This window comes from Micromonospora sp. BQ32, from assembly GCF_059358895.1.
The window spans coordinates 20,656-36,862 of the sequence record NZ_JCADBI010000002.1; the positions used below are offsets into that span (position 1 = coordinate 20,656).

At 73.8% G+C, this 16,207-nt stretch carries 11 protein-coding genes; 2 read left to right on the top strand and 9 right to left on the bottom strand.

Features of this window, described 5'->3' with window-relative positions:
- Positions 1-26: 26 nt before the first annotated feature.
- The 6 genes from AC5L30_RS03655 to pdhA all read right to left on the bottom strand — a co-directional run bounded on the left by AC5L30_RS03655 (position 27) and on the right by pdhA (position 9,088).
- Positions 27-1,859 (bottom strand): NHL domain-containing thioredoxin family protein, encoded by a 1,833-nt coding sequence (locus tag AC5L30_RS03655; RefSeq protein WP_494865374.1) that lies wholly within the window; start codon positions 1,857-1,859, stop codon positions 27-29.
- Positions 1,860-1,986: 127 nt separating this feature from the next.
- Positions 1,987-4,758 (bottom strand): LppU/SCO3897 family protein, encoded by a 2,772-nt coding sequence (locus AC5L30_RS03660; protein ID WP_494865376.1) that lies wholly within the window; start codon positions 4,756-4,758, stop codon positions 1,987-1,989.
- Between the two features lie 344 nt (positions 4,759-5,102).
- Entirely contained in the window at positions 5,103-5,240 is a 138-nt protein-coding gene (locus tag AC5L30_RS03665; RefSeq protein WP_165435866.1) for a hypothetical protein, read from the bottom strand.
- A 217-nt stretch (positions 5,241-5,457) separates the two neighbouring features.
- Positions 5,458-6,924 carry a dihydrolipoamide acetyltransferase family protein gene (locus AC5L30_RS03670; protein ID WP_494865378.1) on the bottom strand — a complete coding sequence of 489 codons (1,467 nt, stop codon included), beginning with the start codon at positions 6,922-6,924 and terminating at the stop codon, positions 5,458-5,460.
- Complete coding sequence (locus AC5L30_RS03675; RefSeq protein ID WP_494865380.1) at positions 6,921-7,910, bottom strand: alpha-ketoacid dehydrogenase subunit beta; 990 nt, start codon at positions 7,908-7,910, stop codon at positions 6,921-6,923. Before AC5L30_RS03675 ends, AC5L30_RS03670 begins: the two co-directional genes overlap by 4 nt.
- Positions 7,910-9,088 (bottom strand): pyruvate dehydrogenase (acetyl-transferring) E1 component subunit alpha, encoded by a 1,179-nt coding sequence (gene pdhA, locus AC5L30_RS03680; RefSeq protein ID WP_494865382.1) that lies wholly within the window; start codon positions 9,086-9,088, stop codon positions 7,910-7,912. The genes AC5L30_RS03675 and pdhA overlap by 1 nt, the downstream gene beginning before the upstream one ends.
- A 523-nt stretch (positions 9,089-9,611) precedes the next feature.
- Here pdhA and AC5L30_RS03685 point away from each other — a divergent pair.
- Both AC5L30_RS03685 and AC5L30_RS03690 read left to right on the top strand, forming a co-directional pair.
- A complete protein-coding gene (locus AC5L30_RS03685; RefSeq protein WP_494865384.1) occupies positions 9,612-10,469 on the top strand; it encodes a hypothetical protein in 858 nt (285 codons plus the stop codon).
- 65 nt (positions 10,470-10,534) lie between these two features.
- On the top strand, positions 10,535-11,158 hold the full coding sequence (locus tag AC5L30_RS03690) for a phosphatase PAP2 family protein (RefSeq protein WP_494865385.1): 624 nt from the start codon (positions 10,535-10,537) through the stop codon (positions 11,156-11,158).
- A gap of 71 nt (positions 11,159-11,229) precedes the next feature.
- On the opposite strand, the gene AC5L30_RS03695 is transcribed toward AC5L30_RS03690, so the two are convergent.
- Genes AC5L30_RS03695 through AC5L30_RS03705 form a run of 3 tightly spaced genes read right to left on the bottom strand, consistent with a single transcriptional unit; the run spans position 11,230 to position 16,013 of the window.
- Positions 11,230-12,453 carry a hypothetical protein gene (locus AC5L30_RS03695; RefSeq protein WP_494865387.1) on the bottom strand — a complete coding sequence of 408 codons (1,224 nt, stop codon included), beginning with the start codon at positions 12,451-12,453 and terminating at the stop codon, positions 11,230-11,232.
- A 57-nt stretch (positions 12,454-12,510) separates the two neighbouring features.
- Complete coding sequence (locus tag AC5L30_RS03700; RefSeq protein WP_494865389.1) at positions 12,511-14,196, bottom strand: GTPase; 1,686 nt, start codon at positions 14,194-14,196, stop codon at positions 12,511-12,513.
- Positions 14,193-16,013 (bottom strand): ABC transporter, encoded by a 1,821-nt coding sequence (locus AC5L30_RS03705; RefSeq protein ID WP_494865390.1) that lies wholly within the window; start codon positions 16,011-16,013, stop codon positions 14,193-14,195. The genes AC5L30_RS03700 and AC5L30_RS03705 overlap by 4 nt, the downstream gene beginning before the upstream one ends.
- Between the last annotated feature and the right edge of the window lie 194 nt (positions 16,014-16,207).

Sequence of the window (16,207 nt, forward strand, 5' to 3'; positions counted from 1 at the left end):
GGGCCCAGCGGGCCCCTCCGACCACGTCAGGCGTCCAGGCCGCGAAGCACCAGCGGCAGCCGGGTCACGGCGCCGTCGACCACCCGGACCGGTACGCCCCAGTCCTGCCGGGTCAGGTGGCACGCCGCGTGCTCGACGTCCGCGTCACAGGTCGCCGCCTGCGCGGTCACCTGAAGCACCCCCGCGGTGACCTCGCCGTTGAGCACCAGCCGGCGGGACAGCTCGGTGCCCGTGCCGGCACCCTCCACCAGCAGCTCCGGCGGGGAGGCGGAGACCACCAGCCGGGTCGACGGGCCGAACGTCTCGTCCAGCTTCTGCCCCGGCGCCGGGGTGAAGACGATGTCCAGGGTGACCTCGCCGGCCGCGACGTCGGTCGGCTTGCGCTCGGTGCGGCGCCGGGGCCCGTCCACCGTGCTGGCACCCGCCGCCGACAGGGCACCCGGAGCGAGCCGGGTCAACCGGTGCGCGGCGGACTCCACCACGAGCACCTCACCGGCCGGGGTGAGCACCAGGTCGCTCGGCTCCGCCAACCCGTCGGCGACGGTGGAGACCTGGTTGCTGGCCGGGTCGAAGCGACGCACCGCCCCGTTGTACGTGTCCGCGATCAGCACCGAGCCGTCCGGCAGCGCGCAGACGCCCAGCGGGTGCTGGAGCAGCGCAGACTCCGCCGGCCCGTCCACGTGCCCGAAGTCGAACAGGCCCTGCCCGACGGCGGTGCCCAGCACACCGTTCTCGACGTACCGCACCGCGCTGGACTCGCTGTCTGCCACCCAGAGTCGGGTGCCGTCGGCGGAGACGGAGAGCCCCGACGGCTGGGCCATCCACGCCTCGGCCAGCGGGCCGTCGCGCAGCGCCTCCACGGTGGTGCCGGCGTACATGCCGGCGGTCCGCTTGATCGGGTCGAACCACCAGAGCTGGTGGATGCCGGCCATCGCGATGATCAACTTGTCGTCGTACCAGGCCAGGTCCCACGGGGAGGAGAGATCGACGGCGAACGCGTCGTGGGCGTGGTCGTCGACCTCGGCGCGCCACTGCCGCCCACTGCCGGCCACGGTGACCACCTCGCCGGACTCGAGCCGTACGCCGCGCAGCAGGTGGTTGACCGTGTCGGCCACCACCAGGTCGTAGCCGGCCACCTCGGCGACATGCGTGGGTAGCAGGTACACCCCCTGCGGCTCGGAGAACGTCGCCACGGCGACCGGCCCGTCCGCCCGGCCCCGCTCGCCCGAGCCGATCCGACGCACCGGCGTCTCGCCGTCCGGGTCGACCTCGACCAGGGAGTGTCGGGCCGAGTCCGAGACCAGCAGGTTGCCGTTCGGCAGCAGCACCGCCTTACCCGGGAAGCGCAGCGCGGTCTCCGGTGCCGGCGGCGCGACGTACGGGCCGTCGCCCCGGTGCAGGGTGCCCTTGGCCTCGTGGGTGGCGATCAACTCGTCGATCAGTCGGGCCAGCCCTTCGGCGTGCCCCTCGCCGGCCATGGTGGCCACCACGTAACCCTCGGGGTCGATCACCGACAGGGTCGGCCAGGCCCGTGCCGCGTACTGCTGCCACATGTCCAGCTCAGGATCGTCGAGTACGGGGTGGTGCACCCCGTACCGCTCCACGGCGGCGGCGAGCGCTTCGGCGTCCTTCTCGTGCTCGAACTTCGGCGAGTGCACGCCGATCACGACGAGCACGTCGCCGTACTTCTCCTCCAGCGGGCGCAGCTCATCGAGCACGTGCAGGCAGTTGATGCAGCAGAACGTCCAAAAATCCGCGATGACGATCTTGCCGCGAAGGTCGGCGAGCTTGAGGTCGCGTCCACCGGTGTTCAGCCAGCCCCGACCGCGCAGTTCGGGAGCCCGTACTCGTGCGCTCATGCACCCATCGTGCCTGACCATCGGCCCACGCCCGGCCGGAGGGGGCGAGATTCGATGGTCGCCGGCACCACCTGCGGGTACGACGACGGCGGAGCCACGATTGCCCGTGACCCCGCCGTCGGTGGAGCTACTTCGTGGCCGGCTTCAGGCAGAGCACCCGGTTGCTGCCCTCACCCGGCAGCACCACGTGGGGCTGCGTCGTGTCGGTGCACTTCTCCTTGGCGTCCACCTTCGAGACGATCGTGAACGCGCCCGCCTCGCCGCAGTCCGCCGCCGAGGCGCCGCCCTGCCCGGACTGCTTCACGCAGGTGCCGACCGCCGGGTCGAACGCCGGCGTGTCGTTGTCGCCGACCTTGCCGAGCAGCAGCAGCAGGCCGAGCGGCACCGCCAGGATGAGCACCGCGGCGATCAGCACCGCGGCCAGCACCCGGCCGTTGCGCACCTTCGGCGTCGGTGGCTCCACCTTCGGCGCGTCGGCGTCCGGCTTGAACGCGTCGAACCGGCCCTGATCCGCCTGGCCGGTCTCCTGGCCCCAGGACGGCGCGGGCTGCGGCGGTGGCGGGAAGGACGGCGGGAAGCCGCCGCCCGGCACCGGTTCGGTCGCCGGCCCGCCGAAGCCCGGCCCGCCGGAGCCCGGGCCACCGAAGTTCGGGCCACCGAAGGTCGGCGTCCCGTTCACCGTGCCGGCACCGGCGGCCGGCGAACCTGGGCCGCCGAACTGGTCCGCCGGCGACCCAGGGCCGCCGAACTGGTCCGCCGGCGGCTCGGCACCAGCGTGCGGCCGGGTGCCGTTCACCGGCCTGCTGTTGCCCGGGGCGTCGACGAAGGACGGCACGCCGGGCGGGAACGCCGGCGGCGCCGACGGGGCGTCGTTGAACGCGTTCGGTGCGGGCTGCCGGTCGTCGAAGCGCGGATCGGCCGGGGAGTCGCCGCCCCAGCCGGGCCCACCCTGCCGCTGCGCGTCGTTCTGCCAGTCGGGGGCGGCCTGCTGCCGCTGCGCCTCGTTCTGCCAGTCGGGGGCGGCCTGCTGCCGCTGCGCCTCGTTCTGCCAGTCGGGGGCGATCTGCCGCTGTCCCTCGTTCTGCCAGTCGGGCGCGGCCTGCCGCTGCGCGTCGTTCTGCCACTCCGGAGCACCCTGGCGGTCGGCGCCCGGGTCGCCCTGGAACGCCTCCGGCTCCGGCTCGGCTTCCGGCTCCGGTCGAGCCGGGCGGCCGTACACCCGGGGTTGCGGGGTGGCCGTGCCGGTCGGTCGGATGGCCTGGTCGGTCGGGGGCATCACCCGGCTGGCCAGCGGCACCGAAGCGCTCGCCGTGGCCCGGGCCGCCGCGCCGGCTGCCGACTCGGCGTCCGACACCGGTACGACCGCGCGGCCCGCTCCGGATTCCGGAGAGGTACGCGGGGCGGGCACCACCGCGCCACCCGCGGAGACCTCCTCGGGGCGGCCACCGTACTGCGCGGCGGCGTCCGGGGTCTCCCGTTCGGCGTAGGCGGGCTGCTCGGGGATGGGAGCGAACTGGGCCTGGGACGCGTAGTCGGCCGGCGGGGCGGCGGCCAGGCTGGCACCCGGCACTCGCTGCTCCTGCGGAGGTAGCGGCACGGCGTTCGCCGGCGAGATGCCCGGCGCGGGCCCGGGCTGGTAGGCCGGTGCCTCGTCGCCCCGGTCCGCCTCCCAGCCCCCACGGGACTGGGCGGAAGCTTCGGCCTCCGCGCGACCCCACACCTCACCGGGCGCCCACGGCTCGACCTCCGGCGCGCCGCCGGAGGTGCCCTGTGCGGGGTTGTCCGGGCTGGCGGCCCAGTTGGGTGCGCCACCGCTGGTGGGCACGCTGGCGCTGGCCCGGGCGGGGAGGTTGCTCGGTTCGGCAGGGGTCCACCCCGCCTGCTCCGGTCGCTCGGTCGGCTGCTCCGGTTGGGAGAGCACCCAGTCGGGCTGCTGTGGCCGGCCCTCGGCGCCGCCCCAGGCGGTCGGCTGCGCGGGCTGGTCCTGCCGCGCGTCACTGCCGTCGTTCCACCCTGCGGGCTGCTGCTGCGCCTGCTGCTGTGCGGCCCACCCGCCGGAGTGGGCCGGGTCGTCCTGCGCGGGCCAGTTCGTCGTCGGGGCCGGGACCTGGGCAGCGCCACGGGCCGCGTTGGGCTGGGCGGCCTGACCCCAGCCGGGGGCGGGCTGCTCGGTCGCTTCGGCGGGCTGGCCCCAGGCCGGCGGCGACTGCTCCGCCGGAGTCCACACCGGCTGGTCGTCCCGGGCGGCGCCACCGGCGGGCCATCCGCCGTTGTCGGCGGCCTGGTCCTGCTGAGCGCCGCCGGACCAGCCGGCGGCCTGCGGTGCGTCGGTCTGCGGGGACTCGGCCCCGCGCCAGTCGGCGGCGGGCGGGTTGGCCTGCGCCGCGCCGCGCCAGCCGCTGGCCGGGTCCTCCTGGGCGGGCCAGGCGGTGGTGGCCGGGGGAACCTGCGCGGCGCCCCGCGCGGCCGGCTGGACCTGCACCCAGTCCGGCTGCTCAGCGGGGGCGTTCGGCGTCCAGCCCTGCTGCTGCGCTGCCCAGGGGTCGGGCTGTGCCGCAGCCGGTGCGCCATCGCTGCCGGGCCACGCGCCGGGCTGCTGCTGTGGCGGTTCACTCGCGCCACCGCCCGCGGCCCAGGCGGGCTGCGCCGGGTCGTTGGGCTGCGGAGCAGCTGCGGCACCCCAGGCGGGGGCCGGCGGCTGCTCGGACTGGGTCGCCCATGCCGGTGCCGACGGGTTGGGCCGCGTCGGGGGCGGGGGTGCCCAGCCCAGATCGGGGCCGGCGGCGTTCTGGCCGTTGTCCGGCTGCGCCGGGCGGTCGCCGTACGGCGCCGGTCCGCCGGCGCCCGGTGACACCTCGTCCGGCTCTTGGCCGGGGCGGTGCGGGCCCTCGGACGTCATGGGTGCGCCTCCTCCATCACATGTCGGCTCGCCGGTGCCGATCGGTCTCCTCGGCGTGGCTGCCGGCGTCACCGGCGTACCGCTGTGCCGGCTCCCCGCACGGTATCGGGTGGTGGCACGACACGTCCAAGGAGCACTGGCCGTCACTCACCGTGGCCGGTTGGTGTCGAGCAGCTTCTGTCGGCTCGGCCTCTGCCGGGTCGGCGGGCGGCGACCGAAGCCCACCGTACCGGGCGCTGCGGCAGGGCGGAATCCCGGTGGTGGGTGGCTGGGAAACGCCGATGGCCCACCCGGTGGGCCGGGTGGGCCATCGATCTGGAGGAGGTGAGGAATGTCGTGGAGCGTCAGCTCATGTGACGCTGGGCGATGACGAGGATCTCCTCGCGAACTGCCGGCGAGTTCGCCGAGCGCAGCGCGTGCTCGATGGCACGGGCGCGGCGGGTGGCGTCGCGGTGGTTGCGGATTCGCTCGATCATGCTCATTGGTGGGTCCCCCTAGCTATTCGGTTGTCAGCCCCTGATGCGTCTATTCAACCGCAGAAGCCGGTGAACTTCCATCGATTATTAGGTGAGCTGAGACACCTGCCTAACAATCAAAGGTCAACAGGCAGTCTGACCGACGGTTCTGTCGCCCAACGGACACGGCCGGTGTGCCGGGCGTTAACCCGTGGCACACCGGCCGTGGCTGGCGTTCGAACGATCAGGTCCAGGCGAGCAGCGCCGCCTCCGGATCCGTGAGGAAATCGCCGATGTCCCGCAGGAACTTCGAGCCCAACTCACCGTCGATGATCCGGTGGTCGAAGCTCAGCCCCAGCGTGGTGACCTGGCGAACCCTGACCTTGCCCTTGTGCACCCAGGGCATTTCCCGCACCGCGCCGAAGGCCAGGATCGCGGACTCACCCGGCGGCAGGATCGGCGTGCCGGTGTCCACCCCGAACACGCCGACGTTGGTGATGGTCAGGGTGCCGCCGGACATGGCCGCCGGCGAGGTGCGGCCGGACTTCGCCGTCTGCACCAGATCGGTCAGCGCGTCCGCCAACTCCCGCAGCGAGAGTCGGCCGGCGTCCTTGACGTTCGGCACGATCAGACCGCGCTCGGTGGCTGCCGCGATGCCAAGGTTGACGTACTCCTTGACCACGATCTCGTCACCCGCCCAGGTCGAGTTGACCATCGGGTGCCGTTGCACCGCCAGCAGCACCGCCTTCGCCACCAGCAGCAGCGGCGAGACCCGTACGTCACGCCACTCCCGCCGGCCGCGCAGCCGGTCCAGGGCCTTCATCGCCCGGGTCACGTCGACGGTCAGGAACTCCGTCACGTGCGGGGCGGTGAACGCCGAACGGGACATGTTCTCGGCGGTCAGCTTGCGGACGCCCTTGACCGGGATGCGCTGCTCCCGGTCCGCGCCGAAGCTGGGCGCGGTGGTCGCCGCGATCGGCTCGGCAACCGCCACACTCGCACCGCTCGCCGCCTGCTGCACGTCCTCCCGGGTGATCGAGCCAAGCGGCCCCGACCCGGTCAACGTGCCGAGGTCGACCCCGAGATCCTTGGCGAGCTTGCGCACCGGCGGCTTGGCCAGCACACCGCCGGTCGCCGTCGCGGCCCGCCCGTTCTGGGCCGGAGCCACGACCGGAGCTACCACCGGCGGCGGAGCCGGCGCAGCCGGTGCGGGGGCCGCCGCGGCCTGCGCGGGGACCGCCCCCTTGCGGGGGCGGCGCTTCGCGGCGGTGGTACGCGGGCCGTAGCCGACCAGCACCGCGGTGCGCCCACCCGGGGCCGCGCCGCCGATCAGGCCGGGCTCCACCATGCCCTCGGCCGGTGCCACCTCCACCGCCGCCAACGAGGCCGCTGACGGGGTGGGCAGGTCACCGCTGGGCGTGGCCGTCGTCGACGGCGTCTCCAGCGGGCCGGCCCCCGGGTCGGTGTCGATCGCGATGATCGGCGTACCGACCTCGACCGTGGTGCCCTCCGGGTGGTGGATCGCCTGCACCTGCCCGGCCCACTTCGCCGGGATCTCCACGGCCGCCTTCGCCGTCTCCACCTCGACGATCGGTTGGTTCAGCTCAATGGTGTCGCCGACCTTGACCAGCCAGGCCAGGATCTCGCCCTCGGTCAGGCCCTCGCCCAGGTCGGGCAGGTTGAACGTCTTGATCCGGGACATGTCGCTCACCAGCCGAAGGTGCGGTCGACGGCGTCGAGCACCCGATCGAGGTCGGGCAGGTACTCCTCCTCCACCCGGGCGGCCGGGTAGGGGGTGTCGAAGCCGGTCACCCGCAGCACGGGCGACTCCAGGGAGTAGAAGCACTCCTCGGTGATCCGGGCGGCCAACTCGGCGCCGAGGCCGATGTTGGACGGCGCCTCGTGCACCACCACCGCCCGGCCGGTGCGCTTCACCGACTCGTACGCCGCGGTCAGGTCCAGCGGGGAGAGCGAGCGCAGGTCGATGACCTCCAGCTCCCGGCCGTCCTCGGCGGCGGCGGTCGCCGCCTCCAGGCAGGTGCGCACCATCGGGCCGTAGGCCAGCACGGTGACGTCGGTGCCGGGCCGCACCACCCGGGCCGAGTGCAGGGGGTACGCGTCGGACAGCGGCGCTTCCAGGTCGACCTGACCCTTCTCCCAGTAGCGCCGCTTGGGCTCCAGGAAGACGATCGGGTCGTCCGAGGCGATGGCCTGCTGGATCATCACGTACGCGTCCTGCGGGTTGGCGCAGGTCACGACCTTCAGGCCGGCGGTGTGCGCGAAGTACGCCTCCGGCGACTCGGAGTGGTGCTCGACGGCGCCGATGCCACCGCCGAACGGGATCCGGATAACCATGGGGATGCTGAGCTTGCCGCCCGAGCGGTAGTGCATCTTCGCCACCTGCGACACGATCTGGTCGTACGCGGGGTAGACGAAACCGTCGAACTGGATCTCGCAGACCGGCCGGTAGCCGCGGATGGCCAGACCGACCGCGGTGCCGATGATGCCGGACTCGGCCAGTGGGGTGTCGATCACCCGCTGGTCGCCGAAGTCCTTCTGGAGCCCGTCGGTGATCCGGAAGACGCCGCCGAGCTTGCCGACGTCCTCGCCCATGATGATGACCTTGGGGTCGGTCTCCAGGGCGCGGCGCAGGCCGGTGTTCAGGGCCTTGCCGAGGGTGAGCGTCTCCGTGGCCATCAGTGGGCGCTCCCTTCGAAGGACTCCATGTAGCGGTTGAGCTTCGCGCGCTGCTCGTCGAGCAGCGGAGAGCCGTTGGGGTAGACGTGGTCGAACATCGTCACCGGCTCCGGGTTGGGCATGTTGAGCACCCGCTCGCGCAGGTGCACCGACTCGCGGCGGGCCTGCTCGTCGACCTCGGCGAAGAACGCCGCGTCGGCGATCTGCTGCTTCTCCAGGAATGCCTTGACCCGGGTGATCGGGTCCTTGGCCTGCCACGACTCGACCTCGCTGGCGATCCGGTAGCGGGTCGGGTCGTCGGAGGTGGTGTGCGCGCCCATCCGGTAGGTGTACGCCTCGATCAGGCTCGGGCCCTGCCCGTGCCGGGCGTTGTCCAGCGCCGTGCGGGTGACCGCGTACGAGGCCAGCACGTCGTTGCCGTCCACCCGTACGCCGGGGAAGCCGAAGCCGGCGGCTCGCTGGTAGAGCGGAACGCGGGTCTGCCGCTCCAGCGGCTCGGAGATCGCGTACTGGTTGTTCTGGCAGAAGAAGACCAGCGGCGCGTTGAACACGCTGGCCCAGACGAACGCCTCGTTCACGTCGCCCTGGCTGGTGGCCCCGTCACCGAAGTAGGCGATCGCCGCCTCGCCGTCGTCGGTGCCGATCTTGCCGTCCATGGTGATGCCCATGGCGTAACCGGTGGCGTGCAGGGTCTGCGCGCCGATGACGATCGTGTACATGTTGAACTTGAACTCGTTCGGGTCCCAGCCGCCCTGGTCCACACCGCGGAACAGGCCCAGCGGCATGATCGGGTCGATGCCCCGGCAGTAGAGGACGCCGTGCTCCCGGTAGGTCGGGAAGGCCATGTCCTGCGTCCGCAGCGCCCGCCCGGAGCCGACCTGCGCGGCCTCCTGGCCGAGCAGGCTGGCCCAGAGGCCCAGCTCGCCCTGGCGCTGGAGGGCGGTCGCCTCGGCGTCCAGCTTGCGAACCATCACCAGGTCGCGGTAGAGCCCGCGGTACTCCTCGTCGGTGAAGTCGACGCGGTACTCGGTGCCGTCCGGCCCGGTGGCGCTGTCGATCCGCTCACCGTCGGGAGTGAGTAGCTGCACCAGCTCCGGATTACCGGCCGCCGCGCCCTTCTTGGAGCGGGGTGCAGGCCGCCTGCTGCGGGTGGTGCCCCCGGGGTCGCCCTTTGCCATCGGTCTCTCCCTGTCGTGTCTGCGTCGGCACCGGGGGATCACCCGGCCGCGCAACTCGTGCGCCTGCCCGGCTGCTGCCGGACCGGTTCCTGGCGGCCGCGCCTAGCCCCGGTGGGGGTTGCCGCACGGCGTGAACCGGGTTCTGGCCGAACCCGGATCGGGGAGCGCCGGCGTTCAACCGCGCCTGCCGCGAGGGTGCGCGGAGGTCACGGCTGCGTTGCCGTCGTGCTCCATATTCGCAGAGCAGGTGAGCGCGCCCACAGTACGCCTGCCCCGCTTGCCGACCGCCCATGCTTTGACGCCGTTTGTCGCCATCATGCCGGCCCGCGTTTCCCATGCGTTGCGGCACGATTCGTCACCGTTCGGCCAGCACCGCGTGTCGACACGCAGTGGAGGTTGGCTGACCCAGGGTGACTGCGCGAGGCTGATTCCCGCAGGATCGCGCCTATCGGGTTAATTGTCGGGTTATTGCCCCGGCGGCGTCCATCCATGTCCTCCGACGGCTGACGACAAGGGGTGTGCGGTGTACGAGCCAGGTGACGGTCCCGGCACCCCAGCGCTTGGTCGGCACCGGTCGGCCGGCGGCTATCGCCGGATGGTCGGCGTTCACCGGGCCCCCGGCGCCGGTGGCCCCACCCGCGGTTACCTGCTCACTGTCGCGTTACTGGCCGGCACCGCGTCGATGCCCATCCTCGCCGCGGTCAGCGCGGGCTCGGCCACTCCGGGCAGCACCGCCCTGCCGGACACCAGCACCCCGTTCATCCCGACCCCGTCCGTCGGGCCGGTGGTGATCCCGCTGCCGATGACCAGCCAACCGCCACTGCCACCACTGGGCACCCCCAGCGTCGGTCCGACCAGCGGCTGGCTGCCCGCCGCCCCACGGCGTCCACTGGACGGGCCCGCCGGGGCCGATCCCGGGCCCGCCCTGCGGACGACCGCCCCGCCGGCACCGAAACCCACGCGGGGCAGCTCGCCGCCGGTACCCCCGCCCGTCGCTCCGCCGCCGTCGAACGACCCCGACCCGACCGACCCGCCGGACCCGACGGATCCGACCGACCCACCGGACCCGGACCCCACCGACCCGGATCCGACCGGCTCGGCCGACCCGGACCCGACGCTGGATCCGACCCCCACGCTAGACCCGACTCCCACGCTGGACCCGACGCTGGAGCCGACACCCACGCCGACCGACGCGACCGCCACCGCCGTACCGACCAGCACCTGGTCCGTGCCGGCCCCCACACCCACGCCGCCCGCGGAACCGACCCGCCGGCCCAGCCCGGCGATCCCGCCGCCGTCGGCCGTCGCCCCGACGCTCCGCGTCAGCCCGGCGCCGCTGGCCGGACCGACGCACCCGGCGGTGTCACCAGCGGTACGGTGACGATCAGGCGCGGCCCGTCCGGCGTCGGCGGTGTTCGGCGGTAGGCGCGTACCGGAGGGGGTGGCGTGGGCGGCGGTGCGGAACTCCGCCCGGTCACCACCCGACCCGGCCCGGGGCTGCGGATCGCCCGGCTGGTCACCGAGGTGACCGCACCGGCGGTGCTCGTGTCGTTGCTGATCCTCACGGTGAGTTGGCACAGCGCCCGCCGCCCCGGTCAGGGCCTCGTCTGGGGTCTGCTCGCCACCCTCTTCGTCACCGGCATTCCGTTCGCCTACATCGTCGGCGGGGTACGCCGTGGCAGGCTCACCGACCACCACGTCGGCCGCCGGGAGCAGCGCCGGGCGCCGCTGCTGGTTGGCCTCGGTTCGGTCGCGGCAGGGCTCGCCCTGCTCGCCGTGCTCGGCGCGCCCCGCCCGGTGCTGGCGCTGGCGGTGGCAGGGCTCGTCGGCCTCGTCGTCGCCGTGTCGGTCAGCCACTGGTGGAAGATGTCGATCCACTCGGCGGTGGCCGCCGGCACGCTGGTCATCCTGATACTGACCTTCGGGACGCGACTGGCCATCGCCGCACCGCTGCTGGCGGTGGTTGGCTGGTCCCGGGTACGGCTGAGGGACCACACGGTGGCCCAGGTGCTGGCCGGAGCTGCGCTCGGCGCCCTGATCGCCGCGGTGATCTTCGGCTCGCTGCGCTAGCCGGGCTCCTGGGTCCGCTGCGCCAGCCGGCCCAGGGCGGGCGGCGCGGAGCCGCCCACCCTCAGACGTCGTCAGGCGCCGTCGTCGGCGAGGCGGTGCCGGTTCGCCTCGATCCACGCGTCCAGTGCGGCCGGGTCGTCCGGGTCCACCCCGTCGGCCATCAGCTGCGCCACCGCGGCGGTGGCCGCGCTGCGCCGCTCACCGGTCGAGTAGAGGCGGGCGAACTCCGGCACCATCTCCTCGATCGCCTCGTCGGTGCGCGTCGCCGCGGCCTCAGGCAGCCCGCGCTGGCGCGACGCGTACCGCGCCCAGGCCCGCAGCACCCGGGGCAGCATCGCCGCGTCGTCCATGTCCAGCACGGCCCGGCGGTGCACCCAGTCGAGCAGGAAGAGCCCGGACACCGCAGGGCTCCAGCGCATCGGATCGGCGTCCGGGAAGCTCGCCGAGTGGTCCAGCAGCAGGCTCAGGCAGAAGTGCAGAGAGGCCAACTCGGGGCCGTCGACGGCGTCCAGCCCGAAGCGGACGGCCTCCGGCGCGGCGAGAAACCGTCGGACCAGGTCGGTGCGCTCGGCCGCCGAGAGCGGCTCGACCTCCGCCGGACCGGTCGGGTCGGCCGCGGTGGGCAGCATCGCCAGCCGGGCCCCGACCAACGCTCGGTCGGTGGCGAGCGACCCCTCGCCGGGCAGCTCGCCCAGGTCGTCGGTGACCGCCAGGTGGCGAGCCACCTCGCCCCGGAGCCGAGCTGGATCTTCGGTACGGAACCAGGTCAGCTCGTCGTCGGCGCACATTTGCCGGACCTGGTCCAGGATCCGTTCGGCCGGCCCGCCCACGAAGACGTCCTTGGTGATACCGATGTTGTGGTCCACCAGGGCCACCAGCGCGTGCTCCGAGCCACCTGACTCGTCGTCGTAGGCGAAGGTCGCGAGGTAGGAGGTCTGATCGCCGTACACGTCGCCGTACGCCCAGCTGCCGGTGAGGTGCACCCGGCCGAGTTGGGCCGTCCAACTGGGCGCCTGGCTGCCCGGACGGACCCGCTCGGTGCCCTCGGCGGTCGGCACGAGCGTGGCGAAGACCTGACGGATGGTGGTCGCCGCCGCGACCCTGCGGCGGCCGGTGGCGGCGAGGAAGCCGGTGACGAACTCCCGTACGGCGGCGTCGCGGTCGGTCTCCGCGATCGCGTAGACACTGCCCAGCAGGGCGCTGCCGAGCATCTCGGCGTCGAGGGCGGACTCCAGCTTGGTCACGTCGCGTGCGGCGTGCAGCACCGCGTCGTAGGGGGTCTGAGGCGTGGCCATGCTCCGACCCTACGCCGCTGTGGGCGTACGGAGAGCGGTAGCGGGCCGTGCGGAGCGTCAGCGGTGTGCGGCGTCCCGCAGCGCGTCGCGGGCCTGGGCGTACGAGCCGAGCACGATTCGTACCGGTGTCAGCACGTACTCGTCGCCCACCTGGGCGACCCGCGCCGTCAGCCGCTGGTCGGCGCGGGCCCGGGCGCGCCGGGCGGCCCAGCGCACCACCGGGCGGGTCAGTGCCGCCACCAGGAGCCCGGCCAGCAAGCCGCCGAGCAGCAGAACGGTCGGCAGCGGCACCTGGCCGACCATTGGATCGTCCAGCGCGGGCAGGCCGAGCGCCCGCAGCGCGTAGCCGAGCACCAGCCAGCCCAGCCCGACCACGGCGGCGAGGGTGACCAACCACTGCGCACCGCCGACGATCCGCCACCAGATCGGTCGACGGTCGAGGCCGAGGTCGGTGCCGGCGATCGTGCGGTCCAGGGCGTCCGGCAGGTCGCCGAGGCGGGACCGGGCGGCGGAGGTCACCGCGCCGGGCCAGGCGGCGGGCAGGTCGGTGGCGGCCCGGTCGGCCACCGCGCGGATGGCCAGGCCGAGCGCCGAACGCTGGGCGGCCGTCGGGTCCGGCACCGAGGTGGCCGCGACCAGGCTCTCCGCCGGGTCGGCCTGGTCGCCGGTCGGGCCGGGCAGGTGCAGCCGACGCAGCGGATCGGGCCGCAACCGCCGCCAACCCCGGACCACGGGCCAGCCGGTGGCCGCGCCGGCCCGGTGCCGGTACGCCCGCTCCACGGCCTCGGTCACCGCGGGCACCCCGGCCGCCCCGGCCAATGCCCGGTTCAGCCCGTTGACGGTGGCGTCGTCCGGCCCACCCGCCGGCCGGGCGGAACCGACCAGCTCGTCCAGACCGGCGACGACCGTGTCGACGTCACCCGCGAGCCGGCGCAACGCGGCCTGCCGCTCGGCGACTGTGCGCTCCAGGGCATTGCGTAGCCCGACCATGCCGGCCGGATCGATCGCGGTGGTGGCCAGCAGGGGCACACCGGTCAGCCCGTCCGTGTCGAGCAGCCGACGCAGGTCGTCCAGGACCCGGGGCACCTCGGCCGGGGGCAGCCGGTCGGCCTGGTTGAGCACGACCAGGGTGACGTCGCGGTGTCGGTGGAACTCGCGCAGGTAGCTGTCGTGGATGACCCGGTCGGCGTACTTCTGCGGGTCCACCACCCAGACCACCTGGTCGACCAGGCCGAGGAGTCGGTCAACCTCGAGCCGGTGGGATCGCTGCACCGAGTCGAAGTCGGGCAGGTCGAGCAGGATCAGCCCGTGCAGGGCCGTCTCGTCGTCGGCGTCCAGGGCGCTCTCCCGGACGAAGCGGTGTCGGGGCAGCACGCCGATCCAGTCGAGCAGATGGTTGGCGCCCTCCAACGGCCCCCACACGCAGGCGTGGGTGACGCCGGTGGTCGGCCGGCGGACCCCGACCGGCGAGAGTTCCAGCTGGGCCAGCGCGTTGAAGAGGCTGGACTTGCCGCTGCCCGTGGCACCGGCCAGGGCGACCACGGTGTGGTCCCGGGACAGCGCTAGCCGGGTGCCGGCCCGCTCGACCAGGGTGTGCGCGGGCACCAGGTCGGCGTCCGGCAGCAGACCGTCCACGGCGGTCAGGAACCGGCGCACCGCGTCCAGTCGGGCGATCAGCGCATCGGCGTCGACCCGCTGGTCCCCGCGGAACACCTCGCGTACCCGGCCGGCGATGTTGCTCACCGAGAATCCTCCCCGTTGCCGGCGGACAGCCCGCTGCGATGCCGGGCCAGCTCGACCCGGCCGGCGGCCCGGCGCAGCCCGTCGCCGGCGTCCGCGGCGGGGCGGGCGTCCGCGGTCCGGCTCAAGAAGCGGTCGGCCTCCGCGCCGAGCAGCGTCCGCACCCGGTCCAGCAGGTCGGTGCGGGCCTTGGCGGCGAGGGTACGCACCGCCTGGTCGCCGAAGATTGCCTGGAGGACGGCCTGCGCGGCAACCGTGGTGCTGGCCCCGGTGGCCAACTCCAGCCCGGTCGGGATGAACGCGGTGGAGGCGAAGACGGCGATCATCACGGCCAGCCCGGTGGCGTTCACCGCGTACGCGGCGGTGCGGGCCACGAACCGCTTGTCACCGCCCTCGACCCGGACCAGTTCCAGCACTCCGCGCTGCCAGTCCCGGACCATGCGCTCGGCGCGTTCGGGTAGGTCGTCGCTCGGGTGGGCGAGCGCCGGGTCGAGCAGCCCGGCGCCGGCCGGGTGTGCCTTCCACCCGGTATACGCGGACTCGGCGGCCTCCGAGGCCACCCCCCGCAGCAGCGTCACCAACTGGGACTCGATGGCGTTGCGCAACTCGACGGCGGGTGCCGGCCGACCGGTGACGGCGGCCACGACCCGGTCCCGTAGGCGGCCGATCCGTGCCTCCAGCGTGCGGAACAGCTCGCCGGTGCCGACGAACTCCTGCCAACGGGCGAGCACCTCACCCCGGAGCAGTCGGCCGTCCTGCAACCCCTGCTCGACGGTGCGCTCGGCACCCCGGTACGCGGCCCGGACCCGTTCGTCCAGCCCGTCGGCGGCGGCGACCTGCTCGTCGGCGGCGTCGGCCAGCTCCTCCACGGCGGGGTGCAGTGCGGCCAGCGCCCCGTCGAGGGTCTGGCGGACCACCGCCGCCCGCGCGTCCACGTCGGCGGCCAGCCGGGCGAACCAGTCGGCCAACGGCGCGGTCACACCCTCGGGCAGCAACCCCTGGCCGTCGACCCAGGTCTCGGGCAACACGAACAGCGGCGCCCGGCCGAGGTCCTGCTCGGCGAGCATCTCGGTCAGGTGCGCGGCGATCTCGTCGGTGGCCTCGGCTGGCACCCGGTCCAGCACCATGGCGATCACCGCGCCGCGCGCCCGGGCGCTGCGCAGCAGCTCCCAGGGCACCGCGTCGGCGTACCGGGCGGCGGTGGTGACGAAGAGCCACAGATCGGCGGCGGCCAGCAGTTGGGTGGCGAGCGCCCGGTTGGCGTCGACGACCGAGTCGATGTCGGGCGCGTCGAGGAAGGCCAGCCCGGCGGGTAGGGCCGGGGCGGTGACGAGGTGCAGGGCGCGCGGATCGTCGCTCGGCTCGGTGGTGCGGGTCAGCCCGGGTAGCAGGTCACCCTGCCGAAACCAGGCCGCGTCGGACGGATTGCAGACCAGCACCGGGGAGCGGGTGGTCGGCCGGAGCACGCCGGCGGCGCTGACCCGGGCCTTGACCAGGCTGTTGACCAGGGTCGACTTACCCGCGCCGGTGGAGCCGCCGACCACCACGAGCAGTGGGGCGTCCAGCCGGGCGAGCCGAGGCAGCAGGTAGTCGTCGAGCTGGTCGGTGAGGGCGGTGGCGCTGTGCCGGGCGGGGCTGGCAGAGGGCAGCGCGAGGGGATACCGGGTCGCGCCGATCGCCTCCCGGAGGCCCGCCAGGGCGCCGGGGAGGCTGTCGTCCCCGGTGGTGGCGGGCGGCTCCTCCGCGGCGGCCGGCGGGTCAATGCGGGCTGCGACGGCGGGCGCACCGGAACGGGTGGCGGGATCGCCGTGCGTCGTCACCGCTAAAGCGTGCCCGACCGATGCAAGGGAAGACAACCGGACGGTAATAACGGGTGGGTTGCGTCGGGTTGACTCAAGTCAACTTGACGATTGGCCAACGCGTGGCACTATTGAGTCAAGTTCACTCAACTTGTGGTGGGGCCCGCTGCGGGCGGTGCTCGCCAGCAGCCCACGGGCGACGCCCGTCACCTGCA